This window comes from Mesorhizobium sp. M0802, from assembly GCF_040320115.1.
In the GTDB taxonomy this organism is placed as follows: domain Bacteria; phylum Pseudomonadota; class Alphaproteobacteria; order Rhizobiales; family Rhizobiaceae; genus Mesorhizobium.
In genome coordinates this window covers 127,412-145,656 of record NZ_JAMYOY010000003.1, presented here as the reverse complement: position 1 = coordinate 145,656, position 18,245 = coordinate 127,412, and the positions used below count along the sequence as shown (strand labels likewise).

At 64.2% G+C, this 18,245-nt stretch carries 15 protein-coding genes; 7 read left to right on the top strand and 8 right to left on the bottom strand.

Features of this window, described 5'->3' with window-relative positions; genetic code table 11:
• Positions 1-53: 53 nt before the first annotated feature.
• The 3 genes from NKI10_RS06620 to NKI10_RS06610 form a co-directional block, all read right to left on the bottom strand.
• Positions 54-335 carry an acyl carrier protein gene (locus NKI10_RS06620; RefSeq protein WP_010909964.1) on the bottom strand — a complete coding sequence of 94 codons (282 nt, stop codon included), beginning with the start codon at positions 333-335 and terminating at the stop codon, positions 54-56.
• Positions 336-544: 209 nt separating this feature from the next.
• On the bottom strand, positions 545-1,093 hold the full coding sequence (locus NKI10_RS06615) for a histidine phosphatase family protein (RefSeq protein WP_023670442.1): 549 nt from the start codon (positions 1,091-1,093) through the stop codon (positions 545-547).
• Between the two features lie 99 nt (positions 1,094-1,192).
• Complete coding sequence (locus NKI10_RS06610) at positions 1,193-4,207, bottom strand: caspase family protein (RefSeq protein WP_352859224.1); 3,015 nt, start codon at positions 4,205-4,207, stop codon at positions 1,193-1,195.
• 145 nt (positions 4,208-4,352) lie between these two features.
• Here NKI10_RS06610 and NKI10_RS06605 point away from each other — a divergent pair, with 145 nt between their 5' ends.
• From NKI10_RS06605 to NKI10_RS06595, 3 genes are all read left to right on the top strand, one after another.
• Complete coding sequence (locus NKI10_RS06605) at positions 4,353-5,303, top strand: AEC family transporter (RefSeq protein WP_352859222.1); 951 nt, start codon at positions 4,353-4,355, stop codon at positions 5,301-5,303.
• A 217-nt stretch (positions 5,304-5,520) separates the two neighbouring features.
• Entirely contained in the window at positions 5,521-6,978 is a 1,458-nt protein-coding gene (locus NKI10_RS06600) for an NAD-dependent succinate-semialdehyde dehydrogenase (protein WP_023714372.1), read from the top strand.
• 193 nt (positions 6,979-7,171) lie between these two features.
• Positions 7,172-8,197 (top strand): aldose epimerase family protein, encoded by a 1,026-nt coding sequence (locus tag NKI10_RS06595; protein WP_352859445.1) that lies wholly within the window; start codon positions 7,172-7,174, stop codon positions 8,195-8,197.
• A gap of 4 nt (positions 8,198-8,201) precedes the next feature.
• On the opposite strand, the gene NKI10_RS06590 is transcribed toward NKI10_RS06595, so the two are convergent.
• Positions 8,202-9,122, bottom strand: a complete 921-nt coding sequence (locus tag NKI10_RS06590) for a sugar kinase (protein ID WP_023707862.1) — start codon at positions 9,120-9,122, stop codon at positions 8,202-8,204.
• 154 nt (positions 9,123-9,276) lie between these two features.
• Here NKI10_RS06590 and NKI10_RS06585 point away from each other — a divergent pair, with 154 nt between their 5' ends.
• Entirely contained in the window at positions 9,277-9,720 is a 444-nt protein-coding gene (locus NKI10_RS06585; protein ID WP_023818074.1) for a FixH family protein, read from the top strand.
• Between the two features lie 4 nt (positions 9,721-9,724).
• Positions 9,725-10,924, top strand: coding sequence for a cytochrome-c peroxidase (locus NKI10_RS06580; protein WP_023700295.1), 1,200 nt, complete (start codon positions 9,725-9,727; stop codon positions 10,922-10,924).
• A gap of 1 nt (position 10,925) precedes the next feature.
• Here NKI10_RS06580 and NKI10_RS06575 read toward each other — a convergent pair whose 3' ends face one another.
• Positions 10,926-11,378 (bottom strand): Lrp/AsnC family transcriptional regulator, encoded by a 453-nt coding sequence (locus tag NKI10_RS06575; protein ID WP_023688158.1) that lies wholly within the window; start codon positions 11,376-11,378, stop codon positions 10,926-10,928.
• A gap of 163 nt (positions 11,379-11,541) precedes the next feature.
• Here NKI10_RS06575 and putA point away from each other — a divergent pair, with 163 nt between their 5' ends.
• Both putA and NKI10_RS06565 read left to right on the top strand, forming a co-directional pair.
• A complete protein-coding gene (gene putA, locus NKI10_RS06570; RefSeq protein WP_352859219.1) occupies positions 11,542-15,150 on the top strand; it encodes a bifunctional proline dehydrogenase/L-glutamate gamma-semialdehyde dehydrogenase PutA in 3,609 nt (1,202 codons plus the stop codon).
• Between the two features lie 86 nt (positions 15,151-15,236).
• On the top strand, positions 15,237-16,301 hold the full coding sequence (locus NKI10_RS06565; RefSeq protein ID WP_023710744.1) for a glycosyltransferase: 1,065 nt from the start codon (positions 15,237-15,239) through the stop codon (positions 16,299-16,301).
• A 45-nt stretch (positions 16,302-16,346) separates the two neighbouring features.
• Here the strand turns inward: NKI10_RS06565 and hmuQ are convergent, their stop codons facing one another.
• Genes hmuQ through NKI10_RS06550 form a run of 3 tightly spaced genes read right to left on the bottom strand, consistent with a single transcriptional unit; the run spans position 16,347 to position 18,244 of the window.
• On the bottom strand, positions 16,347-16,661 hold the full coding sequence (gene hmuQ / locus NKI10_RS06560; protein WP_023688161.1) for a heme-degrading protein HmuQ: 315 nt from the start codon (positions 16,659-16,661) through the stop codon (positions 16,347-16,349).
• Positions 16,662-16,716: 55 nt separating this feature from the next.
• Entirely contained in the window at positions 16,717-17,808 is a 1,092-nt protein-coding gene (locus NKI10_RS06555) for an energy transducer TonB family protein (RefSeq protein ID WP_352859217.1), read from the bottom strand.
• 1 nt (position 17,809) lies between these two features.
• Positions 17,810-18,244, bottom strand: coding sequence for a hypothetical protein (locus tag NKI10_RS06550; RefSeq protein WP_023710743.1), 435 nt, complete (start codon positions 18,242-18,244; stop codon positions 17,810-17,812).
• Position 18,245: the final 1 nt, after the last annotated feature.

Genomic DNA, 18,245 nt, shown 5'->3' with positions numbered 1-18,245 from the left:
GCGGCTTTGTGGGTCAGGCGGCGCAGCCCGTCAAGGCCGCGCACTTGCCGATATCAGGCGGTCTTGGCGGCGACCAGCGCGTCGATCTTGGCGCACAGGTTCTTCATGACGAAGTAATCGTCGGTCGAAGCCTTGCCGTCATTGACTTCCTGGGTCCACTTTTCCAGCGGCACCTTGATGCCGAATTCCTTGTCGATGGCAAAGACGATATCGAGGAAATCGAGACTGTCGATGCCGAGATCGTCGATCGTGTGGCTCTCGGGAGTGATGGTGTCGATATCGATCTCGCTGGTGTCGGCAATGATCTTGGCGACTTTGTCGAACGTGGTGGACAAGGGCTCTTCCTTCGGTTGCGGGCGGAATCTGTCCGCATCTGGTTTGGGCGCTGTCTAATCGGTTTTTCCCGGCAGGAAAAGGCCTGATGCGCCGGGCGCAGATGGGATGGCCCTCCCGTGAAGACAAGAAGGGCCGCCCGACAAGCCGGTGGCCCTTCCAGTTGACGTTACGTCAGCTTAGTTTTCACGGAGCTTGACCACTGGCTCTCTCAGAACGTGACACGGCCGAGCACGCGCAAGCCATCGCCCTGCGGCTCGACCACCACCGCTTCGCCCTCGCGCGGCGAGACGCCGGTCAGCGCGACGATGTTTTCGAGATGCGTGACCATGACCAGATTGTCGGAACCGGTGTAGGCGCGGATTTCCTTCATCACCGCGTCGAGCTGCGCGGCCTTCTCGGTCGGATCGCTCCTCAGGAGGTCTAGCGGCGCAAAGAGCTCCGGCTCCGCTTCGAAGGCGATGCGGGCAGTGTCGAGGCAGCGGCAATAGCGGCTGGACAGCACCCGCTCGATGGGGGCGGCGCGGGCGCCGAACAAGGCGCCGATCTTGCTCGCCTGCTGCTTGCCGCGCGCCGATAGGTTGACCTGGGTGGCGCAGTTGTCGATGACGAAATTGGCGGGGTCGGTGGTGCCGGTGACCAGTGCGTGGCGAAGCAGCACGACATGGCCGCCGTCACGCAGCAGCGCCCAGCCGGCGTCGGTCGCGTGGGCGACGGCGGGAACAGCAAGCAGGAACAGCGACAGCACAAATCGAATCATCGAAACCTTTTCCGGGAGCCGGATGCCGCTCCGGTCATTCTGATATAGGGATCGGAAAGCCGGCACAAAGACAAGCGAAAGGCGAACCCTCGGTTCGCTTCACATTTTCGCCATTTGCTTCTTCGCCAGCTCGATCTTCTGATCGGTGAGCGGGATAGGGATCGTGTAGCCGGCTTCGGTGAAGCCCTGCTTGGCGTTCTCGAAGAATTCGATCGCCTTGAGATATTCCGGCTTGCCCGCGCCATAGCTGGCGCGGTTCCAGTGGACGTCGCCGATATTGTTCTGCTCGAAGGCCCACTGCAGCGGCTGACTTTCGCGCGTAAACACCTTCAGCGCCGCCGTGAACGCCGCTTCGGCGTCGTTGAGATATTTGTCGGTCCGCTGGAGATTGCCGAGATTGAGCAGGCTCATACCGATGCCATTTTGAGCGTTGGCCCAGTCGACCGGCGCGGCCTCGATGGTGAGTATTTCGAGCGCTGCCCGCCGCGCCGCAATCGAATCCTGCAGCGTCTTGGCATCGCCATTGCTCATGCTCAACCAGTGCAGCGTCGAGCCCAGGCCGGCCTGGGCCATTGCCCATTGCCGCGGGTTCGTCTCGCGCTTGTACTCGCGCAACGCATTGCCGTAGGCGTCGACCGCCTCGCTGTAATGCTCGGGCTTGTCGGTGACGCCGCCGAGAAGCTGCAGCGTGTTGCCGAGATTGTAGTAGCTCATCGCCCAGTCCTGCGGGAACTTCCGCCTGACATAGACCTGCCGTGCCGCCTGGAAGGCTGCCGCCGACTGTTCCAGCTTGGCCGCATCACGCGTGCGCTGGCCCAGCGTCTGATAGATCGAGCCGAGATTGTTCTGGGCTGACGCCCAGTCCATCGGGAAGCGCTTGCGGGTAAACACCGTCAGAGCGTCGTCATAGGCAGCAGCAGCTTCTTCGAGCGTAGCCGTGCCCATATCGAAGCGGGCGATACCGCTCAGCGCATTGCCCAGGTTGAGGCGGCTGGTCGCCCAGGACACCGGGAAAGTTTCGCGGGTTCGCACTTCCAGCGCGGCGCGAAACGCGTCGGCCGCCTGGTTGATCTTCGCCTTGTCGTTGAGCTGGATGCCAAGCGTTACAAGCGTGTTGCCGAGATTGTTCTCGACCATCGCCCATTCCACGGGTGCTTTCTCGCGTGTGTATTCCTCAAGCGCCAGCCGGTAGGCTGCTTCCGCCTGGGTGAGATGCTCGCCGGCAGGCTCACGCTCGGAGAGTGCATAGAGCGCGAGGCCTAGATTGTTCTGCGAACCGGCCCAGTCCAACGGCAGCTTGTCGCGCGGACGCTTCTCAAGGGTGGCGCGCGTCGCCGCCACCGCTTCATTGAGACGCTTCGGGTCGCTCTCGCGTTCGCCGATCTTCAGAAGCACGTTGGCCAGGTTGTTCTGCGCCGCGGCCCAGTTGCGGTCGTCCTTCTCGCGCTCGAACACCACCAGCGAATCGCGGAAAATCACCGCTGCTTCTTCGAGATGCGCAGTCTCGGTTTCGCGCTCTCCAATGGTCTGCAGCACCACCGCCATGTTGTTGCGGGTGATTGCCCAGTCGCGATTCTGTTCGCCGTTGGGGATGAAGTTCAAGATGGTGCGATAGGCCTCGATGGAGTGCTGCAGCGCATCGAGGTCGCCGGTGGCGTAGCCATGAGCGTTCAACGCCTCGGCCTCCTGGTTCTTGTAGTTCCAGCGCAGCTTTTCGTCCCACTTCTCGACCAGCGAATACGCCTCGGCATAGTCGTTGGCGGCGGATTTGTAGTCGAAGACCAGCGCGGCGGCGTCGGCGCGTTTGGCATAGATGGCGGCGTCGGCGATGCGCTTTTGCCGGAGCAGGTCCTCGGCCTCGTCGACCGCACCGCTGTTTTCCTCGATCCGGCCGACCGCGTCGTCGAGGAATTTGCGCGCCGTCACCATCGCGCCCTGGCCTATGGCCTTGTCGGCGGATGCGACCAGGCGACTGATCTCGGGATCGTCGGTGCGTAATGCGGCGCGTTCGGCCATCATCTTCTTCAAACGCTCGGCCTGGCCGTCCAGCACCTTCTGCAGGTCGTTCGGATCCTCCGGGATCTTTTCCGTGCCGAGCGCCTTGAGCACGCCGTAGAGAGCGTCAAGGGGCACGCCGTCCTGCAGAGAAGCCAATTCCACCTGAGCCCGTTTGGGATCGGGCAGGTCGGAAATGGTCAGCAGCAATTGCCGCCTCTCACCGGTGATCAGCCCGTCGTCGCCGGTCGGTTCCGGCGGCGCGACGCCGAAATAGAGCAGGCGGCGCAGGCTCTCGCTGACCCAGGGGCGCTGCTTTGCCTTGGTGTCGAGATAGACTTCCTCGGTGACCATGCGCATGACCGAGCCGAACTCGGTGCCTTTCATCGCCGTGAGGTGGCGCAGCAGGGCGGCGGCGTAGGGGCTGTTTTCGCCGGCGGCGCCATCGAGCGCCGGTCGGCCCGGCTCGGCGGCGAAGCCGACCACGGTTCCCAGGCTGGCATCATCCACTGAGGCACTGGCAAGCGCCTTGGCGCCGCGGACCGGTTCCAGCCCGCCGGCGCCGACAGGCTCGGCGGAAGCCGTCGGCCCGCGTCGCACGACCGCGTCCGGCGGAAACGGGTTGGTGCGGCAGGCGTCAAGCAGCACGATCGTCACCGGCACGGTCTTTTTCAGCTCGTCCATGACGGCTGAAATCGGCACCAGCGCCTCACCGGCATTTTTCAGCGACGAGACGTCGGCGTCGACCGGCACCAGATAGTTCTCGCCGCCCGCCTCGATGCCGTGACCGGAATAATAGATGAAGGCGACGTCGGCGCCGTCGGCATCCTCGACAAACCGATCGAGATCGCGCTTCAGCTTGGCGGCATCGCGATCGGTGACGTTGCGGGCGTCGAAGCCGAGATCGGTCAGCATCTTGGCCATGTCGCGGGCGTCGTTGGCCGGGTTGGCAAGGGCTGCGATGTGTTCGTATTTCGACTGGCCGATGATCAGCGCAACGCCCTTGAGGCTTTTGGTCTCGGCGGCCTGAGCCACAGATACGGCAAGGCAAAGCAGCATAGCGACGAAACCCGCCAGCCACCCCTGTCTGAAATGACGCTGTTTCGGCGTCGCACCCATTCGCTGTCTATCCGCCCTGATGATCCCAAACCTGTATAGCGCTGCCACCCGACCATGATCAAATTCAGGCGCCGGGCGGATCGAGGAGCGGTTTCTGAAGACCATGGCGATTGCGCTGGAATCCGGGCTCGCCTATCCCTGAAAAATGTCTCCGCTCACCGAAACCGTTCTTTTCGTCTTCAGCCTCGTCGCGCTCGGCTATGTCACCGGGCTCACCGGCTATCTGAAACCGGCCAGCGGGGACGGCATCTCCGAATTCGCCATCAACGTCGCGATGCCGCTGCTGCTGTTTCGGACGATGGTGAATTCCGATTTCCACGGCGTGGCGCCCTGGTCGCTGTGGGGTGCTTATTTCGCGGCGGTTGCAATGACATGGGCCGCCGGCCATCTGGTGACGACACGGATCTTCGGGCGGGACGCGCGCACCGGCATCGTCGGTGGAGTGTCGTCATCCTTCTCGAATGTGGTGTTGCTGGGCATTCCCTTCGTTCTCGGCGTATTCGGGTCCAGCGGATTCGAAGTGCTGTCGCTGCTCGTTTCCGTGCACCTGCCGACCATGATGATGGCTTCGATCATCATGTTCGAGATATTTGGCCGCGGCGGCAGCGAGCCCGTACACCCGCTGCGCATCATCCAGAGCTTTCTGAGAAGACTGTTCACGAACCCGCTGATCATCGGCATCCTGGCCGGGCTGGCATGGCGCCTCACCGGCGCGCCGCTGCCGAATCTTGCGACGCGGCTGGTCGATGCGCTGGCTAACACCGCCGGGCCGGTGGCGCTGTTCGCCATGGGGCTCAGCCTGCGCCGTTTCGGCATTTCCGGTAACATCCGACCGGCGCTGGCGCTGTCGACGCTGAAACTGTTCCTGATGCCGGCGCTGGTGCTCGGCCTGGTCTGGCTGCTTGGGCTGCCGCCCTTGACGGCCAAGGTGGCGGTCGTGGTGGCGGCGCTGCCGTCCGGCATCAATTCCTATCTCATCGCCGTTCAGTTCAACACCGGCCAGGCGCTGGCGTCGAACCAGATGACCATCGCCACGGCAAGCGCGGTTGTTACAACCGCCTTTTGGCTGACGGTGGTGGTTCATGTCTTTGGGTAGGCTTGGTCTTCGGCAAGGCTGGGGCCCAAACTAATTTACATGTGAATTTTCTCTGGCGTTTGGCTGGCCCAAAGCCTATATGCCATCTTGCATTGCTTGCCGAGCTTGCCCTAGGTAAAGAGCAGTGGCTCAGCGTGTCGGGCATCCAGGCCATTGCGCGCGCTCATCGAAGACATCCACAGACCGGCCCGTCAGTGCGCCGAACGGAGGCTAGACCATGCTGCAGAAAACCAGCCATTTCATGCGCCAGGCCAATCTCATCAATGGCGAATGGGTGCAGGCCGACAGCGGCCAAGCGGTCGACGTCAACAACCCGGCCACCGGTCTCAAGATCGGCACCGTGCCGAAGTCGGGCAAGGCGGAAACCCGCCGCGCCATCGAAGCCGCAAGCGAAGCCTTCAAGACCTGGCGCAAGACGACCGCGCTGGAGCGCTCGAAGCTGCTGCGCAAGCTGCATGACGCGATGATGGATAATCAGGATGTGCTGGCCGAACTGCTCACCATCGAGCAGGGCAAGTCGCTCGCCGAATCCAAGGGCGAGATCGGTTCGGCCGCCGCCTACATCATGTGGTTTGCCGAGGAAGGCCGCCGCACCTATGGCGATGTCGTGCCATCGCCGTGGGGCGATCGCCGCATCCTGGTGACCAAGGAGCCGGTCGGCGTCATTGCCGCCATCACGCCGTGGAATTTCCCCTCCTCGATGCTTGCCCGCAAGCTCGGCCCCGCGCTTGCCGCCGGCTGCACCGCCGTGGTCAAGCCCGCCTCGCAGACGCCGTATTCCGGCCTTGCATGGGGCGCGCTCGCCGAGGAAGTCGGCTTCCCAAAGGGCGTCATCAACATCCTCACGGGTGCTGCCGGCGAAATCGGCGACGAGATCTGCGCCAATCCGCTGGTGTCGAAGATCACCTTCACCGGCTCGACCGAGATCGGCAAGCTGCTGATCCAGAAGTCGTCCGTCACCGTCAAGAAGGTCTCGATGGAACTCGGCGGCAATGCGCCGTTCGTGGTCTTCGACGATGCCGACCTCGATCGCGCCGTCGCCGGCGCCATCACCGCCAAATACCGCAATTCAGGCCAGACCTGCGTGTGCACCAACCGCTTCCTGGTGCAGGCCGGCATCTACGACAAGTTTGTCGAGAAGCTGGCCGCTGCCAGCAATGCGCTGAAGGTTGGCTCGGGCCTGGAAGAGGGCGTGCAGCAGGGACCGCTGATCGACGTGAAGGCGGTCGAGAAGGTCGAGGAATTCATCGCCGACGCCACGTCGAAGGGCGGCAAGGTCGTTGCCGGCGGCAAGCGCCACGCGCTTGGCGGCTCATTCTTCCAGCCGACCGTCATCGCCGATGCGAAGCCTGACATGCGCTTCATGAAGGAAGAGATTTTTGGCCCGATCGCCCCGGTGTTCAAGTTCGAGACCGAGGAGGAAGCCATTGCGCTTGCCAACGACACCGAGTTCGGCCTTGCCGCCTATTTCTACACCGGCGACCTCGGCCGCGCCTTCCGGGTCATGGAAGGCCTGAAATACGGCATGGTCGGCGTCAATGAAGGCCTGATCACCACGCCGGAAGCGCCGTTCGGCGGCGTCAAGGAATCGGGCCTCGGCAAGGAAGGCGGACATCAGGGCATCGAGGACTATCTCGACACCAAATATGTCTGCATCGGGGGTCTCGGCCTCTAAATCATTGACGGGCAGGGCAGGCCGCGGGCCGGCCCTTGCCAGACGACATTCAGCCGGCCTGGAGCGGTTCAGCGTTTCACGGAAACGCCGAACCGCTCCAGTTCTTTGTTTTTTGCAATTCCGGACGGAAAACCGTTTCACACTTTTCCTGGAATTGCTCTAAGTCGATAGATCGACGAATTAGCATTTGGACATAGCGATGAAGGACGGCGAAGTCTTCGGCACGACGCAGGCGGGCGAACCCGTTCGCCGTTTCACCATCCGGGGCGGCGGCATCAGCGCCAACATCATCGGGCTCGGCGCAATCATCCAGGATCTGCGCCTCGCCGGCCACGATGCGCCGCTGGTGCTGGGCTACGACCGCTTCGAGCCTTACGAGACCGACCGGGCCTTCTTCGGCGCGGTCGTCGGCCGTTACGCCAACCGCATCCGCGACGGCCGCTTCACCATTGCCGGCCAGCGCTACCAGACCGAGCGCAATTTCCTCGGCAAGCACACGCTGCATGGCGGCTCGGAGGGCTTCTTCCACCGGCCGTGGACGGTTTCGCTGCACGGCCGGGATTTTGTCACGCTGACCCTGCACGATCCCGAGGGCACGATGGGCTTTCCCGGCGCGCTCGACGTCACCTGCACCTACCGGCTGAAGATCCCCGGCACGCTCTCGATGGAACTGACCGCCACTTGCGAGGAGCCGACGCTGTGCAATCTGGCGCAGCATTCCTATTTCAATCTCGACGATGGCGGCGCTGGCGACATTCTCGACCACCGGCTGATGCTGAACGCCGGCGCCTATACGCCTGTCGATGGCGAGATGATCCCGACCGGCGTCGTCAAACCTGTCGACGGCACGCCCTTCGACTTCCGCCAGGCGCGGCCGCTGCGCATGGAAACGGAAGGCGAGCAGCTTCCCTACGACGTCAATTTCTGCCTGGCGTCAGCCCGGGGCCCGCTTCACCAGGTGGCGTGGGCGCAAGGCGCCAATTCCGGCGTCGAGATGGAAGTCTGGACCACCGAGCCGGGCCTGCAGCTTTACACCGGCCAGTATGTCGCGCCGACCTCGGGCGGCCTGGACGGACGGCGCTACAAGGCGTTTTCCGGCTTTTGCCTGGAAGCGCAGACGTGGCCCGACGCGCCGAACCGGCCCTATTTCCCACAGGCCACGCTATGGCCGGGCCAGATCTATCATCAGGTGACGGAATATCGTTTCAGGCTTCCCTAAGGTCTTAGCCCTCGAAAGCGGTTCTTAGAACCTCGAACGGCGCCAGCGCGCCGCGCACCTGCACGACAGCGGCGGCGACGCGATGCGCGCGCTGCACGGCATCCGCCGGGGCATGGCCGGCCAGCCGGGCGGCGAGATAGCCGCCATTGAAGGAATCGCCGGCGCCGGTGGTGTCGACCGGGGTGGCGACATGCTGGGCCGGAACCGGCTGCAGGGCTCCGCCAGTGGCGATCAGCGCGGGTTCCTCGCCATTCTTGACGACGACTTCGCCGACCAGTTTTCCGAACCGCTCGGCGGTCGCTTGCGGTGCCGAGTCGCCAAACAGCATCTGCTCGTCGGGAAAGGTCGGCAGCGCGATGTCGGCGACGGCAAGCGCGTCGAGGATCGCGGCTTGCGCCTCCTCGCGGCTCTGCCACAGGCGCGGCCGGTAGTTGGGGTCGAAAGCGACGAGCGAACCGGCAGCCCGCGCCTTGGCCACTTCTGCCAGCAACGTCTTGCGCGCGGCGGCATCCAGAATTGCCAAGGTGATTCCGGAAAAATACACAAGCGCCTGGTTTTCAAGGCTTTTTGCCAAGGCGGCTGGATCCGAGGCAAGCCGCCTGGCCGCCGCGTCGCTGCGCCAATAGGTGAAGGCGCGTTCGGCGCCGGTCAAGGTGATGGCGTAGAGGCCGGGCCGCGCGCCTGGGATGACCGGGCTGGCGCCGATGCCGATGCCGTTTTCGGCGAAGAACGAAATCTGGCCCTGCGAGAAGGGATCGTCGCCGAAGGCGGAGACATAGGTCGCCGGCCGCTCGCCGCTCAGCGCATGCAGCGCCCACAACGTGTTGAACGTGTCGCCGGCAAAGCCCATGCGCCAGTTCGGCCCGGCCTGGCCGGACAGCTCGAGCATGCATTCACCGATCGAAGCGACGCCGTCTGCTGCCATGTATCTGTCTCCGGACCAGTTCGCTGCTGTAGCTTTTTGCGGCCGGCAGCGCCATGCTTGGCGGCGGCGGTTTTTTGCGCCAGAAGCGTTTTCCCACAGAAGCGGCGGGACGCGAATTGCTTCGCGAGACGTTATGCCCAGAAGAGGAACCGGTTTGGCATCGATATGGCGTTATCTTCTTGCGGGCGTTGGTCTGGCCGCCTTGCTGACTGGCATATTGGCGATCGTCTATCTGACCGCGCCGCAGTCGGCGCCGGGCCCGGATATTTCGCGCTCGAAGAAGACGGCGAACGGCTTGTTTGTCGCCAGCATTCAGCCGGAACGCGGCGTTATCCGGCAAGGCGAACTGCAATCCTGGTTGCTGACCCTGAAGACGGTCAACGGCGATTCCGTGGAAGGTGCGGCGATCTCGGTGTCCGGCGGCATGCCGCAGCACAATCACGGCTTGCCGACCAGTCCGCAGGCGACCGATTATCTTGGCGAGGGGCGCTACAGGATCGAGGGGCTGAAATTCACCATGAGCGGCGTGTGGCAGTTGCGCTTCGCCATTTCGGCGGCGGCCGGTTCCGACACGGTCGTCTTCAACGTGGTGCTGTGAGCGGATGAACGGCCTGTTGCGCCTTCTGGCATTGGCGGCGGTCGTGCTCGTTGCCGGCTGCGGCAAACCGGATTTTTCCGATGCCGAGAAGAAGACCATCGCTTCGCTGGCGCTGAACACCTTGCCGGCGCTCAAACCCGACACCACCAACCGCTTCGCCGACGTGCCGGCCGCCGCCGCCCTGGGCTCCACTCTGTTCTTCGACCAGGGGATGAGCCGTGACGGGAACGTATCCTGCTCGACCTGCCACAAGATCGACCGGCAATTCCAGGATGACCTGCCGCAATCCGTCGGCGTTGGCCGAACCAACAGGCGCTCGATGCCGCTGGCCGGCATTGCCCGCAATCCGTGGTTCTTCTGGGATGGACGGCGCGACAGCCTGTGGGCGCAGGCGCTGACGCCGCTGGAAAACCCGCTTGAGCAGGCGGGGAACCGCGCCGCCTTCGCCCATTACATCCAGAAGCGCTTTGGTGCGCGCTACGAGCGCATCTTCGGGCCACTGCCGGATCTTTCCGCCGTGCCGGCCAACGCCAGCCCGCTCGGCAACGAGGCCGAGCAGGCGGCATGGAAGGCAATGACCGCGGCGGAAATGGACGACGTCAACCGCGTCTTTTCCAACATCGGCAAGGCGATCGCCGCCTTCGAACGGTCGGTCGAACCGGCACAGACGCGCTTTGACCGCTTTGCCATCGATCTTGCGTCAGGCGCCAAGCCGAAAGCCGACGATGCCTTTTCGCCGGAGGAGATGCTCGGGCTGAAACTGTTCATCGGCAAGGCCAATTGCGTCACCTGCCATAACGGCCCGCGCTTCACCGACAACGCTTTCCACAACACCGGCGTGCCGCCGGTCAGGGATTTGCCATTGGATCGCGGCCGTTTCGATGCGGTGGCCCAGGTTCAGGCCGACCCATTCAACTGCTTCGGCGCCTTCCGCGATGGCGACGCCGGCGCCTGCGGCGAGCTGCGCTTCATCGTCAAGGCAGCACCCGAACTGATGCGCGCCTACAAGACGCCGTCGCTGCGGGGCGCGGCGACACGGCCGCCCTATATGCATGCCGGACAGTTCTCCACGCTGGAGGAGGTGGTGGCGCACTATGCGAAGGCGGAGGCGAGCGTCGAGGGCACCTCCGAGGTCCACCCGCTGCAACTGTCGGACCGCGAACGCGCGGCGCTGGTGGCGTTTTTGAAGACGCTGTCGGAGTGAGTCAGCGATCCTTCACCGTCTCCATGGCCACGAAGGTTGAAGTCTGCGCAACATGCGGCAATGCCGAGATGCGCTCGCCGAGGACACGGCGATAGGCGGCGATGTCCGTGGTGCGGACCTTCAGAAGATAATCGAAGCTCGACGCCATCATGTGGCACTGCTCGATCTCCGGCACGGCCTGCACCGCGCGATTGAAAGCATCGAGCGCGGCCGAGCGTGTGTCCGACAGTTTGACCTGGACGAAGGCGACATGACCTTCGCCCATGCGCTCGCGATCGATGATCGCCTGATAGCCCCTGATATAGCCGTCCTTCTCCAGGCGCTTCACCCGCGCCTGCACCGGCGTCTTCGACAGGCCGACCTTGCCGGCCAGTTCCGACATGGACAGCCGCCCGTCGCGCGCCAGCGCCGACAGGATGTTTCTGTCGATGCGGTCCAATTGGTCTCCTGTCACGGATATCACAGTCCATCTGATAACAATTTAGCCGCATGATAGACCGCTCGGCCTGGCATGTCGATTTATTTGGACCGGCCGAAAATGCGGCTCTGTGCTAGCTTGCGCCATTCGGTCCGGCGACCGCCGGCCCGCTCCCAGATGCTTGCTCCGCAGGACCGCCATGCCGCTCGACACCATCCGCCAGCAGATCCGCGCCAACTACCTGCCCGACGAAGACGCGGCTGTGAAGCGCCTGGCTGCCGCGACAGAACTTTCGGCCGATGACCGCAAAGCCGTCTCGGCCCGTGCCGCGGATCTGGTGCGCGCGGTGCGCGGCTCGTCCGACCCGCGGCTGATGGAGGTTTTTCTCTCGGCCTACGGCCTCTCCACCAAGGAAGGCGTGGCGCTGATGTGCCTGGCCGAGGCACTGCTGCGCGTGCCCGACACCGAGACCATGGACGACCTGATCGCCGACAAGATCGCACCTCATGACTGGTCGGCGCATTCGGGCGGTTCGAGCTCGATCTTCGTCAACGCCTCGACCTGGGCGCTGATGCTGACCGGCCGTGTGCTCGACGAAGGCGAGGGCGGCATTGAAGGCACGCTGCGCTCGATGGTTCGCCGACTGGGCGAACCGGTGATCCGCAAGGCGGTCGCCGCCGCCATGCGCGAAATGGGCGAGCAGTTCGTGCTCGGCCGCACCATTGCGGAAGCCGTCAAGCGCGGCAAGTCGATGATCCAGAAAGGTTATCTCTATTCCTTCGACATGCTGGGCGAGGCGGCCCGCACCGAGGCCGACGCGCTGCGCTACCATAAGGCCTATGCCGATGCGATCTCCACGCTCGATTCAGGCTCCAATGGTCCCGATATCCGCCAGAACCACGGCATCTCGGTCAAACTGTCGGCGCTGCATCCGCGCTACGAAGAGGCACAGAAGGAAAAGATGCTGCCGGTGATGGCGGAGCGGCTGCTGTCGCTGGCGCTGGCCGCACGCCATTCGCGCATGGGCCTCAACATCGACGCCGAGGAGGCCGACCGGCTCGACCTGTCGCTCGACGTCATCGAGCGTGTGTTGTCCGAGCCGGAGCTTGCCGGCTGGAATGGCTTTGGCGTCGTCGTCCAGGCCTACGGCCCGCGCGCGGCCTTCACCATCGACTGGCTCTATGCGCTGGCGAAAAAGTACGACCGCAACATCATGGTGCGGCTGGTCAAGGGCGCCTATTGGGACACCGAGATCAAGCGGGCACAGACGCTCGGGCTTTCCGGCTACCCCGTCTTCACCCGCAAGGCCAACACCGATGTTTCCTACATGGCCTGCGCCAGGAAGTTGCTGTCGATGACCGACCGCATCTATCCGCAATTCGCCACGCACAACGCCCATACAGTCGCTGCCGTCCTGTCGATGGCTGACAACCGTGACGCTTTCGAATTCCAGCGCCTGCACGGCATGGGCGAAGCGCTGCATGAGACGGTGCGCCGGGCCGAAGGCACGCGCTGCCGCATCTATGCGCCGGTCGGCGCGCACTCCGACCTCTTGGCCTATCTGGTTCGCCGCCTGCTGGAGAATGGCGCCAACTCCTCCTTCGTCCATCAGCTCACCGACGAGGACGTCGAGCCGGAGGATATTGCGCGCGATCCGCTCGAGACGGTCGAGAGCCAGGGCCCCGCCGCCAATCCGGCAATCGCTCGTCCTGCGACGATCTTCGGCGCTGGTCGGCGCAACTCGAAGGGGTTCGACATCACCGATCCGGTGACGCTGGCGGCGATCGACAAGGCCAAGGCGGCCTTTGCCGGGCCCGAGCGCTGGCATGCCAAGCCGATGACGCGCGCCGCCGGCTACGGCAAGCAGCGCCCGGTGGTCAATCCGGCAAAGCCTGCCGAGATCGTCGGCACGGTCGCTGAAGCCGCTGCCAAGCAGGTAGCGACCGCGGTGCGCTTCGCGGTGGAGGCGCAGCCGGCCTGGGCAAAACGCCCCGTCGCCGAGCGCGCCGCCATCATCAACCGCGCGGCCGACCTCTATGAGGCCAATGCGGTCGAGTTTTTCGCGCTCGCCACCAGGGAAGCCGGCAAGTCGCTGGCCGACGGCGTGGCCGAAGTGCGCGAAGCCGTCGACTTCCTGCGCTACTACGCTGCCGAAGCGGCCAACAACGAAGCGGGCACCGAGGCGCGCGGCGCGATCGTGTGCATTTCGCCGTGGAATTTCCCGCTCGCCATCTTCACCGGCCAGATCGCGGCAGCGCTCGTCACCGGCAATTCGGTCATCGCCAAGCCAGCCGAACAGACGCCGCTGATCGCCTTCCGCGCCGTCGAGCTGCTGCGCGAGGCCGGCGTTCCGGAAGATGTCATCCAGCTTCTGCCGGGCGACGGTCCGGCGGTCGGCGGACCGCTAACTGCGGATCCGCGCATTGCCGGCGTCTGCTTCACCGGCTCGACCGAGGTTGCAAAGCTGATCGAGAAGCAACTGGCCGAGACGGCCGCGCCGGACGCCATGCTGATCGCCGAGACCGGCGGTCTCAATGCCATGATCGTCGATTCCACAGCACTGCCCGAACAGGCGGTGCGCGACATACTGGCATCGGCTTTCCAGAGTGCAGGCCAGCGCTGTTCGGCGCTTCGCGTGCTCTACGTGCAAAAGGATGTCGAGAAGAAGATGCTGGAGATGCTGAAAGGCGCCATGGAAGCGCTCACCATCGGCGATCCCTGGCAGATTTCGACCGATGTTGGGCCGGTCATCGATGACGAGGCGCAGAACTCGATCCGCGAGTATTGCACCAAAATGGGGCTGCAGGGCCGGCTGATCGCCAAGCTCGAAGCACCCAAAGATGGCCGCTTCGTTGCGCCGCATGTGTTCCGGGTCAAAGGCATCGAGGAGATGGAGCGCGAAGTGTTCGGTCCGGTGCTGCATGTCGCCAGCTTCGACGCCGACGGGATCGACGCCGTCATCGCCGCCATCAACCGCAAAGGCTATGGCCTGACCTTCGGCCTGCACACCCGCATCGAAGGCCGCGTCCAGCATTTCGTCGACGGCATCCATGCCGGCAACATCTATGTCAACCGCAACCAGATCGGCGCCGTCGTCGGCTCGCAGCCCTTTGGCGGCGAGGGGCTTTCGGGCACCGGGCCGAAGGCCGGCGGGCCGCATTATCTCCGGCGGTTCCGCAAGGGGCCGGAGGCGGGCACGGAGATTGCCGAGGGCCACAAGGTGACGGCGACCGAACTGGCCGACAATCTGCCCGATCCGACGCTTGGCGGCTGGTCGACGCGGCCGGACCGCATCGCCATCTTGAGAAAGCATCTGCGCGGCAAGGGCGCTGCAGCGATCGGCGCTGCAGCCGCCATTGATTTCGGCCAGGTCGACCTGCCCGGACCGACCGGCGAGGCCAACACGCTGTCGCTGTCGCCGCGCGGCCGGGTGCTGTGCCTCGGTCCGGACGCCGAAACGCTGCTTGCCCAGACGATCCAGGCGCTGGCCGCCGGCAATGCAGTGCTGGCCGTGGCGCCGGGCGCGCCGGCGGCACTGTCGGCACTGACCGGCAAGGGACTGCCGCTGGCGGCCATAGACGGTCGGCCAAACCCAGTCGAAGCGCGTTCGCTGCGCGTCGATGTCGTCGCCTTCTCGGGCAGGCCCGAGGCGGCGCGGATCGTGCGCAAGGTCATTGCCGACCGCAGCGGGCCGATCGTGCCGCTGGTCAGCGAGGTGCTCAACCCGGCGGCCTATGCGCATGAACGCGCTGTCTGCGTCGACACCACGGCTGCCGGCGGCAATGCCAGCCTGCTTGCGGCGGCCTAGGCGACTTTTCGCGGCTCGCTTGCCTGCGTCGACTTGCAAGGGTATGCGCAAGGGATAGACAGCAACTCGAGCGGGCAGCGGAAAAGATGGAAGACACGTCCCGACCGTTTGAGCTGCCGCGGGTGGCGGTGGTCATCACCTGCTTCAACTATCGGCCGTACGTCGAACAGGCGATCCGCTCGGTGCTTGCGCAGACCTACCGGAATTGGGAATGCGTCATCGTCGACGATGCCTCGACGGACGGCTCGGCCGACCAAGTCCGCCAGCTCCTAAGGGATATAGACGACCCGCGCCTGCGCCTGATGGCGCGCACGGAGAATGGTGGGCAGATCGCGGGATTCCGCGACGGCTTTGCCGCAACCGCCGCGCCTTTCGTCGCGTTTCTGGATTCCGATGACGTGTGGCTGCCGGATTTTCTCCTGGCGCATCTGTCCGCCCACCTCAACACGACGCATTCGGCCGCACTGTCGAGTTCCGATGTGTTCCTTGTCGATGGCGACGGCACCTTGCTGGGCGGTACCTTCCTTGCCTTGCGCAAACCGCGGTCCGGAGCGGATCGCAGTGGCGTCGCCATCGCGCCCGGTGGCCGGCTTGCCGGCATGGCGCCCGGGATCGCCTACGCATCGGAGCATCCGGTAACCTATTTCGCACCTGCGGTGACGGGCTGGCTGTGGTCGCCATGCTCGGCGATCATGTACCGGCGTGGCGCGCTGGAACCGGTATTGTCCTTCCCGTTCAAGGCCAAGGTCGGGACGGATTATCTGACGGCGACACTCGCGCACCAGGCCGGCGGCAGCCTCATCCTGTCAGAAGGTCTCGGCCTCTATCGCCTGCATGGCTCCAACCTGTCCACCGGAACTGCCTTTGCCGGCGGCAATGTGCGGCAAACGCCTGCATACAGGAGCTACAGGAGCGTGTTGGCGGCGGATGCCGCAGACTATTTGCTGGCGAATTCTGCCTGGCTCAGCGATCTCAACGGGCGAAATTTCATACCTGCATTCCTGATGCAGCATGTGCGCCAGTTCCCGGAGCTGGCCGGTGATCCGCGGTTGGCGCGCTACCTGACACGCGGACAGCCCTGGCGGCGGCTGCGCCTGCACATTGCCCAGTGGCTTCGGCGACTGGGCGGCCGGAATTCAACCGGAACATGACGGCATCTGCAGGTCGTCAGATCTCGTCGACGGGTGAAATCTCAATCAGGCGCCTTCGACAACCGAAAAGCCTTCGAACTGCGGATGGCCGAGATAATGCACCTTCGAGGTGCCGGTGTTGCGATGGGCGGCGCGAAAATTCTCGGATTTGGTCCAGGCGACGAAATCCTCATGGCTTGCCCACACCGTGTGCGAGGCAAACAGCGTGTAACCCTCGGCCTCGTTGACCGGGCCGCGCAGCAAGTGGAATTCCCTGAAGCCTTCCATCTTCGAAAGGCTGGAATCGCGGTTCTTCCAGACATCCTCGAAGGCAGTCTCCGAGCCGTTCTGGACCTTGAAGCGGTTCATGGCGATGTACATTGGGCTTCCTCTTGAATTGGTGGACGACGACATTTGGCGAAGGTCTGCGAGCTGGTTAAAACGGACCGATCCGCGCCCTGAACACCCAACTTGATAATCCGGTCTCGGGTGGAATGGGCGGGAACGGGGCTTGCTGGCGCACCAGTTTCAAAGCGAATTGGTCTAGCTCGGCAGACCCTGAACTTTCGACAAGCTGCAAGTCGCTGACGCTGCCGTCGGCCATGACGACGAAATAGACCCTGGCATCGTTGCGAGCCTTGGCTTGAACCGCCTTCGAAACGTGGCGGTTGGCGCGGACAAGCTTGTTCTGAACTTCAACGCTGTAGCCGGATTCCATCGAATTGCCCGCCGCGCCCTGTTTTCCGCCTTTGCTGGCAACCGCCGTTGCCTCGCGCTCCTCGCCATCTGCCGTGCCGCCAGTCTCTCCCGATATTGGTGCGCCCGATATTGATGTACTTGGCCTCGGGCTTGGGACTGGTGGCCTCGCGGCAGGCAATTCAACGGCAGGCTCATTGGCGGGAGACGCCTCCGAACTCTGCGTTTGAACCGGTGACGGTGCAGGCGTCTCACCCTCTGGGGCGACACTTTGATCATCCGGGATGGCGGCCGTTGGTGCATCGGGAGCGACGGTTGCCTGCTTGGCAGCTTCCGGCGCAGATTTGGGCGCCGCCGGCTCCTCTACGGCTTGAGGCGCCTCGGTTTGCGGCGTGGATTGGACGGGGTTGGCCGGCTGAGGATCGGTTACCAGGGTAACATCCACTGCGTCGGGTACCGGGTTTTGCAAAGCGGTGCCGAGGACGTCTGCGCCTGATCGATCGGCGCCTTCGGCCTGTATTGCCTTTCCGGTATCGAATGTCCCGGCGGGTGCGACCATGAACGCCGCTGCGGCAGCGGCATGGAGCAGGCAGGACGCGACGATCGCCACAGTCCATTTGCGGTCCGCGGCCGCCGGCTGTACGAGCTCGTCCATTGTTATCGCCGGTTCGTTGCCGGCGTCGGGGAGGGGGGTGATGTCCTGCATGGTTCGCGGCGAGACCTGCCGCGAGCGCGGCGGGATTGTCAAATCAAGATCGGTTGCCGGCCATAACGGCGGAGCTGCGACGGGTCGTGTCGCATTGTCGTGCAGGAAGGCGGGATGCAGACCCACCTCAAACGCCGAATGCGATACCGGTCTTGGTCTGCGTCTTCAGGCCGCGCATGCAGGCGCCCGGTTCGACGCCGGCGCATTCGGTGGCGCTGTTGATCAGCACGCGGCTGAGTTTGGTGCAGTCGGTGCCGGCGAGGTCGAAGCGGATCACCTTGGTCTTGCCGGCCGGCAGGTCCTTGAAGTCGAGCACGCTCAGGCGGTCGACAATGCCGGCCTCGTTGAACAGCGCGATTTCGAATGCCGCCTTGGAAAGATCGGCGCCGAGCGCATTGTTGACGACGAAGGTCAGGCGGCAACCCTTTTCGGAGGGCTGCGCGGCATTGAGCTCGAGGCTGAGTTGCGGAGCCGGCGCGGACTGAGCCCACGCCGGCATCAAGCCAAGCGACATCGCCAGCGTCGAGGTCAGGAGCCGAAGCGATGCCGTCAAACTTGTCATG

What these genes read in the sequence shown, in the direction of transcription:
- NKI10_RS06615 (WP_023670442.1), bottom strand. Translation starts at nt 1,093, where the DNA reads ATGATTCGATTTGTGCTGTCGCTGTTCCTGCTTGCTGTTCCCGCCGTC.
- NKI10_RS06610 (WP_352859224.1), bottom strand. Translation starts at nt 4,207, where the DNA reads ATGGGTGCGACGCCGAAACAGCGTCATTTCAGACAGGGGTGGCTGGCG.
- NKI10_RS06605 (WP_352859222.1), top strand. Translation starts at nt 4,353, where the DNA reads ATGTCTCCGCTCACCGAAACCGTTCTTTTCGTCTTCAGCCTCGTCGCG.
- NKI10_RS06600 (WP_023714372.1), top strand. Translation starts at nt 5,521, where the DNA reads ATGCTGCAGAAAACCAGCCATTTCATGCGCCAGGCCAATCTCATCAAT.
- NKI10_RS06590 (WP_023707862.1), bottom strand. Translation starts at nt 9,122, where the DNA reads ATGGCAGCAGACGGCGTCGCTTCGATCGGTGAATGCATGCTCGAGCTG.
- NKI10_RS06580 (WP_023700295.1), top strand. Translation starts at nt 9,725, where the DNA reads ATGAACGGCCTGTTGCGCCTTCTGGCATTGGCGGCGGTCGTGCTCGTT.
- putA (WP_352859219.1), top strand. Translation starts at nt 11,542, where the DNA reads ATGCCGCTCGACACCATCCGCCAGCAGATCCGCGCCAACTACCTGCCC.
- NKI10_RS06565 (WP_023710744.1), top strand. Translation starts at nt 15,237, where the DNA reads ATGGAAGACACGTCCCGACCGTTTGAGCTGCCGCGGGTGGCGGTGGTC.
- hmuQ (WP_023688161.1), bottom strand. Translation starts at nt 16,661, where the DNA reads ATGTACATCGCCATGAACCGCTTCAAGGTCCAGAACGGCTCGGAGACT.
- NKI10_RS06550 (WP_023710743.1), bottom strand. Translation starts at nt 18,244, where the DNA reads ATGACAAGTTTGACGGCATCGCTTCGGCTCCTGACCTCGACGCTGGCG.